Origin of the sequence: Pseudomonas sp. GM55 (genome assembly GCF_000282395.1) — a bacterium.
Lineage (GTDB): Bacteria > Pseudomonadota > Gammaproteobacteria > Pseudomonadales > Pseudomonadaceae > Aquipseudomonas > Aquipseudomonas fluorescens_CC.
Genome location: NZ_AKJJ01000048.1, coordinates 79,456 through 93,782, shown reverse-complemented (window position 1 = coordinate 93,782; position 14,327 = coordinate 79,456). Strand labels below are relative to the sequence as shown.

15 protein-coding genes are annotated in these 14,327 nt (G+C 60.0%); 10 read left to right on the top strand and 5 right to left on the bottom strand.

Annotation, left to right across the window (positions count from 1 at the left end; genetic code table 11):
* Positions 1-19 precede the first annotated feature (19 nt).
* The 3 genes from PMI31_RS13470 to PMI31_RS13460 form a co-directional block, all read right to left on the bottom strand.
* Positions 20-964, bottom strand: a complete 945-nt coding sequence (locus PMI31_RS13470; RefSeq protein WP_008018594.1) for an ornithine cyclodeaminase family protein — start codon at positions 962-964, stop codon at positions 20-22.
* Positions 965-1,087: 123 nt separating this feature from the next.
* A complete protein-coding gene (gene rhlB, locus PMI31_RS13465; RefSeq protein ID WP_008018593.1) occupies positions 1,088-2,578 on the bottom strand; it encodes an ATP-dependent RNA helicase RhlB in 1,491 nt (496 codons plus the stop codon).
* 112 nt (positions 2,579-2,690) lie between these two features.
* Positions 2,691-3,347 (bottom strand): alpha/beta hydrolase, encoded by a 657-nt coding sequence (locus tag PMI31_RS13460; RefSeq protein ID WP_008018592.1) that lies wholly within the window; start codon positions 3,345-3,347, stop codon positions 2,691-2,693.
* 467 nt (positions 3,348-3,814) lie between these two features.
* Here PMI31_RS13460 and PMI31_RS13455 point away from each other — a divergent pair, with 467 nt between their 5' ends.
* The 9 genes from PMI31_RS13455 to PMI31_RS13415 all read left to right on the top strand — a co-directional run bounded on the left by PMI31_RS13455 (position 3,815) and on the right by PMI31_RS13415 (position 12,137).
* Positions 3,815-4,846 (top strand): amino acid ABC transporter substrate-binding protein, encoded by a 1,032-nt coding sequence (locus PMI31_RS13455; protein WP_008018591.1) that lies wholly within the window; start codon positions 3,815-3,817, stop codon positions 4,844-4,846.
* A 65-nt stretch (positions 4,847-4,911) separates the two neighbouring features.
* On the top strand, positions 4,912-6,093 hold the full coding sequence (locus PMI31_RS13450; RefSeq protein ID WP_008018590.1) for an amino acid ABC transporter permease: 1,182 nt from the start codon (positions 4,912-4,914) through the stop codon (positions 6,091-6,093).
* Between the two features lie 10 nt (positions 6,094-6,103).
* Entirely contained in the window at positions 6,104-7,201 is a 1,098-nt protein-coding gene (locus PMI31_RS13445; protein ID WP_008018589.1) for an amino acid ABC transporter permease, read from the top strand.
* 30 nt (positions 7,202-7,231) lie between these two features.
* The gene (locus PMI31_RS13440; RefSeq protein ID WP_008018587.1) at positions 7,232-7,996 is read left to right on the top strand and encodes an amino acid ABC transporter ATP-binding protein; all 765 of its coding nucleotides are present in this window, start codon (positions 7,232-7,234) and stop codon (positions 7,994-7,996) included.
* Between the two features lie 231 nt (positions 7,997-8,227).
* Entirely contained in the window at positions 8,228-8,887 is a 660-nt protein-coding gene (locus PMI31_RS13435; protein ID WP_008018586.1) for a FadR/GntR family transcriptional regulator, read from the top strand.
* Complete coding sequence (locus PMI31_RS13430; protein WP_008018585.1) at positions 8,877-10,181, top strand: CynX/NimT family MFS transporter; 1,305 nt, start codon at positions 8,877-8,879, stop codon at positions 10,179-10,181. Before PMI31_RS13435 ends, PMI31_RS13430 begins: the two co-directional genes overlap by 11 nt.
* 100 nt (positions 10,182-10,281) lie before the next feature.
* Positions 10,282-10,752, top strand: coding sequence for a nuclear transport factor 2 family protein (locus PMI31_RS13425; protein ID WP_008018584.1), 471 nt, complete (start codon positions 10,282-10,284; stop codon positions 10,750-10,752).
* 40 nt (positions 10,753-10,792) lie between these two features.
* Positions 10,793-11,113: a GIY-YIG nuclease family protein gene (locus PMI31_RS13420; RefSeq protein ID WP_008018583.1), complete on the top strand. Its 321-nt coding sequence runs from the start codon at positions 10,793-10,795 to the stop codon at positions 11,111-11,113.
* Between the two features lie 88 nt (positions 11,114-11,201).
* The gene (locus PMI31_RS13415; RefSeq protein ID WP_008018582.1) at positions 11,202-12,137 is read left to right on the top strand and encodes a glutathione S-transferase family protein; all 936 of its coding nucleotides are present in this window, start codon (positions 11,202-11,204) and stop codon (positions 12,135-12,137) included.
* A 116-nt stretch (positions 12,138-12,253) separates the two neighbouring features.
* Here PMI31_RS13415 and PMI31_RS13410 read toward each other — a convergent pair whose 3' ends face one another.
* Complete coding sequence (locus tag PMI31_RS13410) at positions 12,254-12,604, bottom strand: glutaredoxin family protein (RefSeq protein WP_008018581.1); 351 nt, start codon at positions 12,602-12,604, stop codon at positions 12,254-12,256.
* Complete coding sequence (gene yejK / locus PMI31_RS13405) at positions 12,604-13,608, bottom strand: nucleoid-associated protein YejK (RefSeq protein ID WP_008018580.1); 1,005 nt, start codon at positions 13,606-13,608, stop codon at positions 12,604-12,606. The genes PMI31_RS13410 and yejK overlap by 1 nt, the downstream gene beginning before the upstream one ends.
* Positions 13,609-14,004: 396 nt before the next feature.
* Between yejK and PMI31_RS13400 the strand changes: the two genes are divergently transcribed.
* Positions 14,005-14,286: an HU family DNA-binding protein gene (locus PMI31_RS13400; RefSeq protein ID WP_007905514.1), complete on the top strand. Its 282-nt coding sequence runs from the start codon at positions 14,005-14,007 to the stop codon at positions 14,284-14,286.
* Positions 14,287-14,327: the final 41 nt, after the last annotated feature.

The following is a 14,327-nucleotide window of genomic DNA, read 5'->3' as shown; positions in this document are numbered from 1 at the left end:
CGCCTACAGGTTTGTGGGGTTAGTGCTGCAGGCGATAGATGGCATTGGCCAGCGCAATGTCTTCCAGGCCCAGGCCGATGGAGCGGAAAAACACATGGCGATCGTAGTCGGGACGCGGGACTTTTCCGCTGAGCAGATCGGGCAGGTCGCCGACAATCGCGCTCCTGTCCCAGCCGTGCCGTTCGGCGGCGATCAGCATTTCACCGGCCGAGCCGGGGGTGGTCAGGCGATAGTCGCAGAACACCTGCATGTCGTTGAGACTCTGCGGCGGCACTTCGTGGGCGCGCGGCGCGTTGGTGCTGATGGAGGTGATCAGCGCCGGTTTGCTGAGGCTTGACGGGTCGATCACCGGGCCGGCGGACGAGGTGCAGAGCATGATCACGTCGGCGTCCAGAGCGGCAGCTTCGCGACTGTCGGCGATGTTCAGGCGTGGCTCGATGTTTTTCAGCAGGCTCACGGTTTCGGCATCTTCGTTCAGGCTCGGCGAGTACAGGCTGATGCTCTGCCAATCGCGCAGCCCTTTCACGTAATGCAGGTGCGCTTGGGCCACTTTGCCGCTGCCGATGATGGCCAGACGATTGGCTGTGGGCGGCGCGAGGGCGTCGACCGCCACAGCGGTGGTGGCCGCAGTGCGCGCGGTGGTCAGTTCTCCGGCATCGCACAACAACAGCGGCTGCCCGCTTTGCATCGACATCAGCAGTGTCCACGCCGTCACCAATGGTCCCTGTTCACGGACGATGTACGGCGAAGTCTTGATCCCGTACACGCCGTCTTCGGCCAGCACGCCCAGGTAATTGATGAAGTCGCCGGCGCCCTGTGGGAACTCCACCAATTGCTGCGCCGGTTGCACCGCTTGCCCGGCGGCCAGGTCGCGGAACAGTTTGCGCAGGATCTGCGGCACATCGACTCGCGCCAGATACTCGCGGGCCTGGGCTTGGGTGATCACTTGGGGCGTACTGGACATGGTCGGCTCCGGGATTCGAGTTGAACTAATTTGTCTATTATGGACTTTTAGTCCTGCAGGACAATATCCGGGCGAAAAAAAAGCGCAGTCCGTTGCCGGCTGCGCTTCTCTTGATCGCGTCACTTAATGCGGACGCTTGCGCTCAACCGCCCGCAACAGATGCGTCGGAGGCGTTTCACAGCTGATCTTGCGCCCCAGCTTTTCCTCGATGGACGGTAGCTGGTAGGAGTCGTCTTCACCGGCAAAGCTGATGGACACGCCGTCGGCACCGGCACGACCGGTACGGCCGATGCGGTGCACATAGTCATCCGGCACTTCGGGCAGGGTGAAGTTGATCACGTGGCTGATGCCGTCGATGTGGATGCCGCGACCGGCCACGTCGGTGGCGACCAGTACGCGGATCTTGCCTTCGCGGAAGCCTTCCAGGGTCTTGATGCGCTTGTGCTGCGGCACGTCGCCGGACAGTTGCGCGGCATTGATGCCATCGCGCACCAGGCGCTCTTCGATGCGCCGCACTTCATCCTTGCGGTTGGCGAAGACGATGACCCGCTCCCAACCATTGTCGTTGACCAGGTTGTAGAGCAGTTTGTATTTGTCGGCAGCGGCCACCGCGTAGATGTGCTGCTCGACGTTTTCGTTGGCCACGTTGGTGACTTCGATTTCGACGATGGCAGGGTCGGTGGTCCATTGCTTGGCCAGGTTCATCACGTCTTCGGTGAAGGTCGCGGAGAACAGCAGCGTCTGACGCTCGGACTTCGGTGGCGTCTGGCGAATGATCTGGCGCACTTGCGGGATGAAGCCCATGTCGAGCATGCGGTCGGCTTCGTCCAGCACCATCACTTCGACCATGTCCAGATGCACGTCGCCACGCTGGTTGAAGTCCAGCAGGCGGCCCGGCGTGGCCACGAGGATGTCGCAGTGGCGGGCTTCGAGGTGCTTGAGCTGCTTGTCGAAATCCATGCCGCCAACGAACGTCATGACGTTGAGGCCGGTGTACTTGGTCAGGTCGGCGGCGTCTTTGGCGATCTGCACCACCAGTTCGCGGGTCGGCGCGATGATCAGCGCCCGTGGCTCACCCATGTAGCGCTCTTTCGGCGGCGGGGTTTGCAGCAACTGGGTGATGATCGATATCAGGAACGCAGCGGTTTTGCCGGTACCGGTCTGGGCGCGGCCGATGGCGTCTTTGCCCGCGAGGGTGAAGCCCAGCACCTGTGCCTGGATCGGCGTGCAATACGGGAAGCCCAGGTCCTGGATGGCGTGCATCAGTTCAGGGGCGAGCTTGAAATCGTGGAAGCGGGTTTTGCCTTCCTGGGGTTCGACGACGAAGTCTTCGAGTTTCCATGGAATGACCGGCGCCTTGGGCTTGGGTTCGCGGCGTGGTTTGGCGGGTTTCGGCGTGTCGCTGCGCGGCTGCTCCGGGGCTGTGATCGCCGCAGGCTGGGCGGCTTCTACGGTCTTCGGCTCATGCTTGAGTGCCGTCGTGGTGGTGGCCCGCTCAGACTGATTGCCGTCGGTGCGTTGGCCGGGAGCGTGAGACGGAGCGCTGGGGACTGGCGCGAGTTGCTCAGTCTCGCTTTTACCGAACATTTTCTTGAGTGCTTTGAGCACGGTCATCTCATCAATTGGTTAAGGAATGTACGCCGGGCAGTGTAATGCAAGAATCGGGCGCGGCGTAGGGGGATGGATCAAAGGGCGCCCTTTAAACAAAAAGAGCAACATAAAACGTTTAACGCAAGCGCTCGGCGAGCCAGGTGCCGATGTCGCGAATTTCTTCGGGTAACACTTCGTGACCCATTGGGTACTCCTGCCATGTCACGGTGACACCATGCTGCTTCAGATACTCGTAAGCGGTACGTCCCATCGAATTTTGCACCACGTCATCGTATTGACCATGCAGCGATAGCGCCGGGATGCGTTGCTGGCTCGCGGACAATTCCAGTTCGTCGCTGAAGGTGGGTGCATAAGTAGAGAGGGCAACTACGCCACCCAGTGGTCCCTGCCATTTCAGAAAAGCGGCGTGTAACACCACGGCACCGCCCTGGGAAAAACCGGCCAGGAAAATTCGCGAGGCGTCTATTCCGCTGGCTCGCTGCGCTTCAATCAATTCGATGATCCAGCTGGCCGACTCCTCGAGTTGTTCACGATTGATCGCGCGCGCCGGGCTCATGGCCAATATGTCGTACCAGCTCGGCATTTCGTAACCGCCATTGATGGTCACGGCGCGGCTCGGTGCCTGGGGCAAAACGAAGCGGGTGCTCAGCAGGCTTTCCTGTAGCGCTTCGGCCACCGGCAGGAAGTCATAGCGGTCGGCGCCCAGGCCATGCAGCCAGATGACGCAGGCGTCTGCGGTCTTGACGGGTTCAAGAATCAAGGGGTTGGTCATGGCTGCTCCAATGTTGTGCGTGCGCGCTCATTAAGTGCGTGATCCAAGTGCGCGTCAGGTTGATCTGTTAAGAAGATGTCGCAAGGGTACAAGTTTTGCTATTGACCTGCAGCTGAACCGCTTCCGCGGGCGGTGTGGTACGGGCTTTGCTATGGAGAAACGGTGCAACACATCTCGCGCCCGGCGGTAACACTATCAGTCTACTGCCGACTGTGGGATAGCGATGAATCCGGTGATGGATGTTCGCCAAAGGCCGCTACGGGCTTCGCGAACGTGAAAGGGCTACAGCCCGTTCGGCCGACTGGTGAGAGTGAGTTTTCCATGATGTGGATTTTCTCCTACTAGACTCATAGCTAACGTCTTACGTCGGTTGACCCCAAAAACAAGCCAACACGGGTCGACTACGCCTCAAAAGGGTGCGACTGGACTCACGCTCCGACACAACAAGAGCAAAACTGGAGGTTTGAATGAAGATGTTGAAATCCACCCTGGCTATCGTGACTGCAGCCGCAGTACTCGGTGTCAGCGGGTTTGCCCAGGCGGGCGCAACCCTGGATGCAGTGATGAAGAAAGGCTTCGTGCAGTGTGGCGTCAGCGATGGCCTGCCAGGCTTCTCGGTTCCGGATTCCACCGGCAAGATCGTAGGTATCGATGCTGACTACTGCCGTGCAGTAGCGGCTGCTGTCTTCGGTGACGCGACCAAGGTCAAGTTCAGCCAGTTGAACGCCAAGGAGCGCTTCACCGCGCTGCAATCCGGCGAAATCGACATCCTGTCGCGCAACACCACCATGACCAGCTCCCGTGACGCGGGCATGGGCCTGAAGTTTCCAGGCTTCATCACCTACTACGACGGCATCGGCTTCCTGGTAAACAACAAGCTGGGCGTGAAAAGCGCTAAAGAACTGGACGGTGCAACCATCTGCATCCAGGCCGGTACCACTACCGAGCTGAACGTTTCCGACTACTTCCGCGGCAACGGCCTGAAGTACACCCCGATCACCTTCGACACCTCCGACGAAAGCGCCAAGTCGCTGGAATCCGGTCGTTGCGACGTTCTGACCTCCGACAAGTCCCAGCTGTTCGCCCAGCGCAGCAAGCTGGCTTCGCCGAAGGACTACGTGGTTCTGCCGGAAACCATTTCCAAGGAGCCTCTGGGCCCGGTCGTGCGTAATGGCGACGACGAGTGGCTGGCCATCGTGCGCTGGACTGGCTACGCCATGCTCAACGCTGAAGAAGCCGGCATCACTTCGAAGAACGTCGAAGCCGAAGCCAAGGGCACCAAGAACCCTGACGTTGCCCGTTTGCTGGGTACCGACGGTGAATACGGCAAAGACCTGAAAGTGAAGAAAGACTGGGTCGTGCAGATCATCAAGCAAGTAGGCAACTACGGCGAAGTGTTCGAGAAAAACCTCGGCAAGAGCACTCCGCTGGAAATCGACCGCGGGCTGAACGCTCTGTGGAACGCTGGCGGCATTCAATACGCACCACCAGTGCGCTGATGGTTCTATCACCCGGTGGGCCAACCACCGGGTGATGTTCTGTTCCATTATTTCCGGGGCACTTCATGCAAAATTCAATCGGCGCACCAAAGCAGAGGCTCAGCCTCAGCGATCCACGAGTGCGTGCGTGGGTATTCCAGATCATCACGATTATCGGGGTGGTCTCGTTAGGCTGGTTTCTGTTCGACAACACGCAAACCAACCTGCAGCACCGGGGCATTACCTCCGGTTTCGACTTTCTGGAGCGCAGTGCCGGTTTCGGCATCGCTCAGCACCTGATCGACTACACCGAAGCGGACACTTACGCCCGGGTGTTTGTCATCGGCCTGCTCAACACCTTGCTGGTGACCTTCATCGGCGTGATCCTGGCGACGATCCTCGGCTTCATCGTCGGTGTGGCGCGGCTGTCGAAGAACTGGATCATCGCCAAGCTGGCGACGGTGTACGTGGAAGTCTTCCGCAACATTCCGCCATTGCTGCAGATCCTGTTCTGGTACTTCGCGGTGTTCCTGACCATGCCGGGGCCGCGCAACAGCCATAACTTCGGCGACACTTTCTTCGTCAGCGCCCGCGGCCTGAACATGCCCGCCGCGCTGATGGCGGACGGTTTCTGGCCATTCGTAGCCAGCATCGTGGTGGCCATCGTCGCCATCGTGCTGATGAGCCGTTGGGCCACCAAGCGCTTCGAGGAGACGGGTGTACCGTTCCACAAGTTCTGGGTCGGCCTGGCGCTGTTCCTGGTGATCCCGGCCTTGTGCGCACTGATCTTCGGCGCACCCCTGCATTGGGAAATGCCAAAGCTGCAAGGCTTCAACTTCGTCGGCGGCTGGGTGCTGATCCCGGAACTGTTGGCGCTGACGCTGGCCCTCACCGTGTACACCGCGGCGTTCATCGCCGAGATCGTGCGTTCGGGCATCAAGTCGGTCAGCCATGGCCAGACCGAAGCGGCGCATTCCCTTGGCCTGCGCAACGGTCCGACCCTGCGCAAGGTGATCATCCCGCAGGCCCTGCGTGTGATCATTCCACCGCTGACCAGCCAATACCTGAACCTGGCGAAAAACTCCTCGCTGGCGGCCGGTATCGGTTATCCGGAAATGGTCTCGCTGTTCGCCGGGACCGTGCTCAACCAGACCGGCCAGGCGATCGAGGTGATTGCCATCACCATGAGCGTGTACCTGGCAATCAGTATCAGCATTTCCCTGCTGATGAACTGGTACAACAAGCGCATTGCGCTGATCGAGCGGTAAGGAAAAGCGCATGAGTACTCATACTTTCAAACCTGACATGCCTCCACCGGGCCGCAGCATCGGTGTGGTGGCGTGGATGCGCGCGAACATGTTCTCCAGCTGGCTCAACACTCTGCTGACCCTGTTTGCGTTCTACCTCATCTACCTGGTGGTGCCGCCGATCCTGCACTGGGCCATCCTCGACGCCAACTGGGTGGGCACGACCCGCGCCGACTGCACCAAGGAGGGCGCCTGCTGGGTGTTCATCCAGCAGCGCTTTGGCCAGTTCATGTACGGCTATTACCCGCCGGAACTGCGCTGGCGCGTGGACCTGACGGTGTGGTTGGCGATTGTCGGCGTGGCGCCGTTGTTCATCTCGCGCTTTCACCATAAAGCGGTGTACGGGCTGGGCTTCCTGGTGCTGTACCCGATCTTTGCCTACTTCCTGTTGCATGGCGGCATCTTCGGCCTGACCAATGTCGCGACCAGCCAATGGGGCGGCCTGATGCTGACCCTGGTGATCGCCACCGTCGGCATCGCCGGTGCGCTGCCGCTGGGGATTGTCCTGGCCCTGGGGCGTCGTTCGAACCTGCCGGCGATTCGCGTGGTCTGCGTGACCTTCATCGAGTTCTGGCGCGGCGTGCCGTTGATCACGGTGCTGTTCATGTCCTCGGTGATGCTGCCGCTGTTCCTGCCTGAAGGCATGAACTTCGACAAGCTGCTGCGGGCCCTGATCGGCGTGATCCTGTTCCAGTCGGCCTATGTGGCCGAGGTGGTGCGCGGTGGTCTGCAAGCGATTCCCAAAGGTCAGTACGAAGCGGCTGCCGCAATGGGCCTGGGCTACTGGCGCAGCATGGGCCTGGTGATTCTGCCGCAAGCCCTGAAGCTGGTGATCCCCGGCATCGTCAACACCTTCATCGCGCTGTTCAAGGACACCAGCCTTGTGATCATCATCGGCCTGTTCGACCTGCTCAACAGCGTCAAGCAAGCCGCCGCCGACCCTAAATGGCTGGGCATGGCCACCGAAGGCTATGTGTTCGCCGCCCTGGTGTTCTGGATTTTCTGTTTTGGTATGTCGCGCTATTCCATGCATCTGGAACGCAAGCTCGACACTGGCCACAAGCGCTGAAGCGCCGTACCTAATTTAGGAAGTTCTTTTATGAGCGAAGCAATCAAACAGCCTGTGGGCCCTGAAGGCATTATTCAGATGCAGGGCGTGAACAAGTGGTACGGCCAGTTCCACGTGTTGAAAGACATCAACCTCAACGTCAAGCAGGGTGAACGTATCGTTCTGTGCGGGCCGTCGGGTTCGGGCAAGTCCACCACCATCCGCTGCCTCAACCGTCTGGAAGAACACCAGCAGGGCCGCATCGTGGTCGATGGCACAGAACTGACCAACGACCTCAAGCAGATCGAGGCGATCCGTCGTGAAGTTGGCATGGTGTTCCAGCACTTCAACCTGTTCCCGCACCTGACCATTTTGCAGAACTGCACCCTGGCGCCGATGTGGGTGCGCAAGATGCCCAAGCGCAAGGCCGAGGAAATCGCCATGCACTACCTGGAGCGCGTACGCATTCCGGAGCAGGCGCATAAATACCCTGGGCAACTGTCCGGCGGTCAGCAACAGCGTGTGGCAATCGCCCGCGCGCTGTGCATGAAGCCGAAAATCATGCTGTTCGACGAACCGACTTCGGCACTCGACCCGGAGATGGTGAAAGAGGTACTGGACACCATGATCGGCCTGGCCGAAGACGGCATGACCATGCTCTGCGTGACCCACGAAATGGGCTTCGCCCGCACCGTGGCCAACCGCGTGATCTTCATGGACAAGGGCGAAATCGTCGAACAGGCTGCGCCGAACGATTTCTTCGACCACCCGCAGAATGAGCGCACCAAGCTGTTCCTGAGCCAGATTCTGCATTGATCGAACCCAGGCACTGAAATAAACCCGGACATGTTCCGGGTTTTTTTTGCCTGTAGGAGCGAGCTGGCTCGCGATGGACTTGAGAGCACCGCGGGGTACCTGCCAACCAACGTTATCGTTGACGTCCATCGCGAGCAGGCTCGCTCCTACAGGGATCATGTTGCTCTCTCGGATGAAGCTGACTAACATGTCAGAAAATTCATCCTATGATTGGATGAGAGGGCGAATTCCATGTCAGAAATCTCTCCATTGGTAAAACGATCGCTGGTCGATCAGGCCTTGGACCAGCTGCGCCTGCGTATCAACCAGGGCGTATGGGTCGTGGGCCAGCGTTTGCCCACCGAGCCTGAGTTGTCCGCCGAACTCGGTATCAGCCGCAACACCGTGCGCGAAGCCATGCGTGTGTTGGCGTTTTCCGGATTGATCGAGATCCGCCAGGGCGATGGCAGTTACCTGCGGGCGGTGGTCGATCCGCTCGATACCTTGAAGGCGCTGTCCCGTTGCTCCCTTGAGCAGGCCCGGGAAACCCGGCACATCCTCGAAGTCGAGGCTATCGGCCTGGCAGCCATGCGCCGCACCGATGAAGACCTGGTGGCATTGCGCGAGGCGCTGGGTGTCAGCGGCAGCCACTACCACGGCGATCTCGATACCTACATCGCCTGCGATCTGGTGTTCCACCGTCGGTTGGTGGACGCCGCGCACAACCCGACCCTCAGCGAGTTGTATCGCTATTTCTCCAGCATCGTCGGTGCGCAGTTGCGCCAGACCCTGAACATCGTCCCGCGCCGCCAGGAAGTGTTCGACCTGCACATCGAATTGCTCGATGCCGTCGAACAACGCGACCCGGAGCGGGCCAAAGCCCTGTCGAGGCAGTTGATCAATGAACCTTGAAACCGAGAAGCCCATGCACCGCGGTGATTTATCCACAGCCCAAAAACGTTCGGCAGAGCTGGAAGAGCTGCTGATCGACGCCGAGGCCGATGACGAACAGGTCCAGCAAGCTCACCCGGTCCTGCGTCGGCCGTGGCTGTTGCTCCTGGGCCTGATTCTGGTGGCGCTGAACCTACGCCCGGCGCTGTCGAGCATGGCGCCGATGCTCAGCGAGGTCTCGAAGTCCCTCGGCTTGTCGGCGTCCACGGCGGGATTGCTGACCACGTTGCCGGTGTTTTGCCTTGGCCTGTTTGCGCCACTGGCGCCGGTGCTGGCGCGTCGCTTCGGAGCCGAGCGGGTCGTGTTGGGCATTCTTCTGACCTTGGCTGGCGGGATCATCCTGCGCAGTTCGTTCGGTGAGATCGGCCTGTTTGCCGGAAGCGTGCTGGCCGGTGCCAGCATCGGCGTGATCGGCGTGTTGTTGCCAGGTATCGTCAAGCGCGATTTCCCGAAACAGGCCGGGACCATGACCGGCGTCTACACCATGGCCCTGTGCCTGGGCGCAGCGATGGCGGCGGGTGCGACCGTGCCCCTCAGTGAGCATTTCGACAAGAGCTGGGCGCTGGGCCTTGGTTTTTGGGTTATCCCCGCGTTGGCGGCGGCAGTGTTCTGGCTGCCGCAAGTCGGCCAGAAACACGGCGCGCACAACGTCGCCTATCGCGTTCGGGGATTGCTGCGCGACCCGCTGGCCTGGCAAGTGACCTTGTACATGGGCCTGCAATCGTCCCTGGCCTACATCGTGTTCGGCTGGTTGCCATCGATCCTGATCGGGCGTGGCCTGACCCCGACCCAGGCTGGGCTGGTGCTGTCGGGCTCGGTGATCGTGCAACTGGTCAGCTCGCTCGCGGCACCCTGGCTGGCGACCCGTGGCAAGGATCAGCGCCTGGCGATTGTGATCGTGATGGTGCTGACCCTCGGCGGCCTGTTCGGTTGCCTGTATGCGCCGATCGAAGGCTTGTGGGGCTGGGCAATTGTGCTGGGGCTGGGGCAGGGCGCCACGTTCAGCCTGGCATTGACCCTGATCGTGCTGCGCTCGCGGGACTCCCACGTCGCGGCGAACCTGTCGAGCATGGCCCAGGGCTTCGGTTACACCCTGGCGTCCATGGGGCCGTTCGCGGTCGGCATCGTGCATGACTGGACTGGCGGCTGGACGGCTGTGGGCTGGATCTTCGGTGTCATCGGCCTGGGGGCGATCATCGCGGGGCTCGGTGCCGGGCGTGCTTTGTACGTTCAGGTGGAAAGCGAAAAGGTCTGAAACGAGCACTATCGGTATTCGGCTAACGAATGCCGATAGTGCTCGACGCATTTGCGGACTATCGTGCAGGCAAAATCCTTTTATCGTATGGAGCCTGCCCATGAGTGACGCCCACAGCGCGTTGATCACCCAGTTCTATCAAGCCTTCCAGCGCCTGGATGCCGAAGCCATGGCGGCCTGCTACACCGATGATGTGGTGTTCAGTGACCCGGCGTTCGGCGAGCTTCGCGGTCGCGACGCCGGTGACATGTGGCGCATGCTGACCACTCGGGCCAAGGACTTTTCCCTGACCTTCGATCAAGTCCACGCCGATCAGCGCAGCGGTGGCGCCCATTGGGTCGCGACCTATCTGTTCAGCCAGACCGGCAATATTGTGATCAACGACATTCAGGCGCGATTCGTCTTTCGCGACGGCAAGATCTGCGAGCACCACGACCGCTTCGATCTGTGGAAGTGGTCACGTCAGGCGTTGGGTTTCAAAGGCCTGCTGCTGGGCTGGACGCCGCTGGTGAGAAACGCCGTCCGCGCCCAGGCATTGAAAGGCCTGAAGGCATTCCAGGCCAGTCGCTGATAAGATCACGGCCTGTTTTCCTTCAAGCCCTGATCGTTACGTGACCACCCTCAGCGAAAGCCCTGTCGACGCCGACACCCCCGCGAGCAAAGCCTGGTTCGTCTACCTCGTTCGTGCGGCCAACGGTTCGCTTTATTGCGGGATCAGCGATGATCCCGTGCGTCGCTTCGCCAAGCATCAAAGCGGCAAGGGCGCACGATTCTTTCTTTCCAGCCCTGCCATGGCACTGGTCTACACCGAACGCTGTCGCGACAAAAGCGATGCGTTACGTCAGGAGCGGCTGATCAAAAAGCTCAAAAAGAGTGCCAAGGAATGCCTGGTGGCGAGCGCAGCGAGCGCCGCCTCTGACTTATCACTCTGACTGATCAGTTCCCATCAGGCGGATCTGTAGGCTGCCAGGTGATTGCGCGCTAAGCTGCGGATTCCTGATCCTTGCGGCGGAGCCGAGCATGTCCGAGTTGATTCTGCATCATTACCCGACGTCCCCCTTTGCCGAGAAGGCCCGCCTGCTGCTGGGCTTCAAGGGCTTGTCCTGGCGTTCGGTGAATATCTCGCCAGTGATGCCCAAACCGGATCTCACGGCGTTGACCGGTGGCTACCGCAAGACCCCGGTGTTGCAGGTCGGTGCGGATATTTATTGCGATACGGCATTGATTGCCCGGCGACTGGAGCAGGAAAAAACCTTGCCGGCGTTTTTCCCTGAAGGTCAGGAAATGATCACCGCGACGTTTGCAGCCTGGGCCGACTCAGTGGTGTTCCAGCACGCGGTCAGCCTGGTGTTCCAGCCCGAATCGATAGCGGTGCGCTTTGGCAAGTTGTCGCCGGAAGCGATCAAGGCGTTTATTGCCGACCGCACCGGGTTGTTCAGTGGAGGTAGTGCGACCAGGTTGGCCGCCGAGCAGGCCAGGCACCAGTGGCCAACGATCATGTCGCGGCTGGAGTTGCAATTGCAGCGCGAAGAGGGGGATTTCCTGTTCGGCGAGCCGTCGATTGCCGACTTTGCCCTGGCTCATAGCCTCTGGTTCCTCAAGGCCACACCGGTCACTGCGCCGCTGGTCGATGCGTATCCGGCGGTCAGTGCGTGGCATGCGCGAGTGCTGGGCTTCGGTCACGGTGCATCCAGCGAAATGACGTCCGAGGAGGCGCTGGAGGTCGCGCGCACATCCACGCCAGCGGCCTTGCCCGATGAGCAGTTCGTTGATCCCAATGGATTCGAGGCCGGTCAGCAGGTAGTCATCGCGGCCACGGACTATGGCGTTGATCCGGTAGTGGGGGAGTTGTTGTTTGCCGGCCGCGAAGAGCTGATTGTGCGACGCGAGGACGAGCGTGGCGGCGTGGTGCATGTGCACTTCCCGCGTTTTGGCTTCCGCATCGAAGCGCAATAAGTCCCGTCATACACAGGCCCTGTAGGAGCTGGCTTGCCAGCGAAAGCGGTGTGTCAGTCAGCATATTTGTCGACTGATCCACCGTCTTCGCTGGCAAGCCAGCTCCTACAAGGGAGTTATTTGAGGGCAGCCAGGATCGCATCCGGGTCGTACCCGCGAATGAGGGTTCCGTTCACATCGATGATCGGAATCCCTGCACCACCCAAGGCCTCGTAATCCTTGCGCGCGACGGCGTCTTTCTCGATATCGAATGTCTTGTACGGAATGCCTTTCTGATCGAGAAAGCGCCGGGTCAGCTTGCAGTAACCACACCATTCGGTGGCATAGAGCACGACGTTGGCCTGGGCCTGCGTCTGTTCCGACACGACCTGCGAAGGGTTGAACACCCGCTCGATTTTGCCCCAATTCTGGTAAGCCACGACCACCAGCAGGATCAGCAGGAATTTCTTCAGCACGCCGCCGAGCATCAGTTGCGACGCTTCAGCTGATCGGTGAGCGAAGTGGGCAGGCCCTTGATGATCAACGTGCCGGCTTCTTCGTCGTACTCGATCTTCGAGCCCAGCAGGTGGGCTTCGAAACTGATCGACAGGCCTTCGGCGCGGCCAGTGAATCGGCGGAACTGGTTCAGGGTGCGTTTATCGGCCGGGATTTCCGGCGAGAGGCCGTAATCCTTGTTGCGGATGTGATCGTAGAAGGCCTTCGGGCGTTCTTCGTCGATCAGCCCCGACAGTTCTTCCAGGCCCATCGGCTCACCGAGCTTGGCCTGGCTGCTGGCGTAATCCACCAGGGTCTTGGTCTTCTCGCGGGCGTCGTCTTCCGGCAGGTCTTCGCTTTCAACGAAATCACTGAAGGCTTTGAGCAGGGTGCGGGTTTCACCCGGACCGTCGACGCCTTCCTGGCAGCCAATGAAGTCGCGGAAATACTCCGAAACCTTTTTGCCGTTCTTGCCTTTGATGAACGAAATGTACTGCTTGGACTGTTTATTGTTCTGCCATTCGGAAACGTTGATCCGCGCCGCCAGGTGCAATTGCCCCAGGTCCAGGTGACGGGACGGGGTCACGTCCAGTTCGTCGGTCACGGCCACGCCTTCACTGTGGTGCAGCAGGGCGATGGCCAGGTAGTCGGTCATGCCTTGTTGATAGTGCGCGAACAGCACATGGCCGCCGACCGACAGGTTCGATTCTTCCATCAGTTTTTGCAGATGCTCAACCGCCACGCGACTGAACGCAGTGAAATCCTGGCCACCCTCGAGGTACTCCTTCAGCCAGCCGCTGAACGGGAACGCGCCGGATTCCGGATGGAACAGGCCCCAGGCTTTACCCTGTTTGGCGTTATAGCTTTCGTTGAGGTCGGCGAGCATGTTCTCGATGGCCGCGGACTCGGCCAGTTCAGAGTCACGGGCGTGGAGAACTGCAGGTGTGCCGTCGGGTTTTTTGTCGATCAGGTGGACGATGCAATGACGGATCGGCATGGGCTTCTCGGCTGAATGAAGAGAGGAGGGCGTGCTCCCCCGAAAAAGCGCCCAGTGTACCGCAACCACTGGTTTTGGCGCGGTACGAAGGGCAATTGACGGGCGACCGACGGCGCTTATGCGTTTTTTTCCTGTTTTAGCGCAATAAAGCTGACCAAATGGGTAGCTAGAGGCGGATATTTCCACGCCTGTGTGCTAGCTTTGCCCGGTCTTGCGCGAAGTCACTGCGTTAAGCGTGCAGTCAGCATTTGTCAGGTCGAACCAAACCCTGATTTCGGTATCTATAACCCCGATCCCGAGGTTATTTGGCCGAGGGTGCCAGATCCAGAAGATCGGGCTCGATGGCTGACATTGCACTCTGCAATCCATATGAATTTGATAGGGAAGGAACACTAAATGGCTCTTACTAAAGACCAACTGATCGCCGACATCGCTGAAGCTATCGACGCGCCGAAAACCACCGCGCGTAACGCTCTGGACCAACTGGGCCAAATCGTTGCCGATCAGCTGGAAAACGGCGGCGAAATCACTCTGCCAGGTATCGGCAAACTGAAAGTGACTGAGCGCCCTGCCCGTACTGGCCGTAACCCTTCGACTGGCGCTGCCATCGAAATCGCTGCCAAGAAAGTGATCAAGCTGGTTGTGGCCAAAGGCCTGACCGACGCTGTCAACAAGTAAGACTTGTTGAAAAAAAACCGTGCACCGGAGCGATCCGGGCA

What these genes read in the sequence shown, in the direction of transcription:
- PMI31_RS13470 (WP_008018594.1), bottom strand. Translation starts at nt 964, where the DNA reads ATGTCCAGTACGCCCCAAGTGATCACCCAAGCCCAGGCCCGCGAGTAT.
- rhlB (WP_008018593.1), bottom strand. Translation starts at nt 2,578, where the DNA reads ATGACCGTGCTCAAAGCACTCAAGAAAATGTTCGGTAAAAGCGAGACT.
- PMI31_RS13460 (WP_008018592.1), bottom strand. Translation starts at nt 3,347, where the DNA reads ATGACCAACCCCTTGATTCTTGAACCCGTCAAGACCGCAGACGCCTGC.
- PMI31_RS13455 (WP_008018591.1), top strand. Translation starts at nt 3,815, where the DNA reads ATGAAGATGTTGAAATCCACCCTGGCTATCGTGACTGCAGCCGCAGTA.
- PMI31_RS13450 (WP_008018590.1), top strand. Translation starts at nt 4,912, where the DNA reads ATGCAAAATTCAATCGGCGCACCAAAGCAGAGGCTCAGCCTCAGCGAT.
- PMI31_RS13445 (WP_008018589.1), top strand. Translation starts at nt 6,104, where the DNA reads ATGAGTACTCATACTTTCAAACCTGACATGCCTCCACCGGGCCGCAGC.
- PMI31_RS13440 (WP_008018587.1), top strand. Translation starts at nt 7,232, where the DNA reads ATGAGCGAAGCAATCAAACAGCCTGTGGGCCCTGAAGGCATTATTCAG.
- PMI31_RS13435 (WP_008018586.1), top strand. Translation starts at nt 8,228, where the DNA reads ATGTCAGAAATCTCTCCATTGGTAAAACGATCGCTGGTCGATCAGGCC.
- PMI31_RS13430 (WP_008018585.1), top strand. Translation starts at nt 8,877, where the DNA reads ATGAACCTTGAAACCGAGAAGCCCATGCACCGCGGTGATTTATCCACA.
- PMI31_RS13425 (WP_008018584.1), top strand. Translation starts at nt 10,282, where the DNA reads ATGAGTGACGCCCACAGCGCGTTGATCACCCAGTTCTATCAAGCCTTC.
- PMI31_RS13415 (WP_008018582.1), top strand. Translation starts at nt 11,202, where the DNA reads ATGTCCGAGTTGATTCTGCATCATTACCCGACGTCCCCCTTTGCCGAG.
- PMI31_RS13410 (WP_008018581.1), bottom strand. Translation starts at nt 12,604, where the DNA reads ATGCTCGGCGGCGTGCTGAAGAAATTCCTGCTGATCCTGCTGGTGGTC.
- yejK (WP_008018580.1), bottom strand. Translation starts at nt 13,608, where the DNA reads ATGCCGATCCGTCATTGCATCGTCCACCTGATCGACAAAAAACCCGAC.
- PMI31_RS13400 (WP_007905514.1), top strand. Translation starts at nt 14,005, where the DNA reads ATGGCTCTTACTAAAGACCAACTGATCGCCGACATCGCTGAAGCTATC.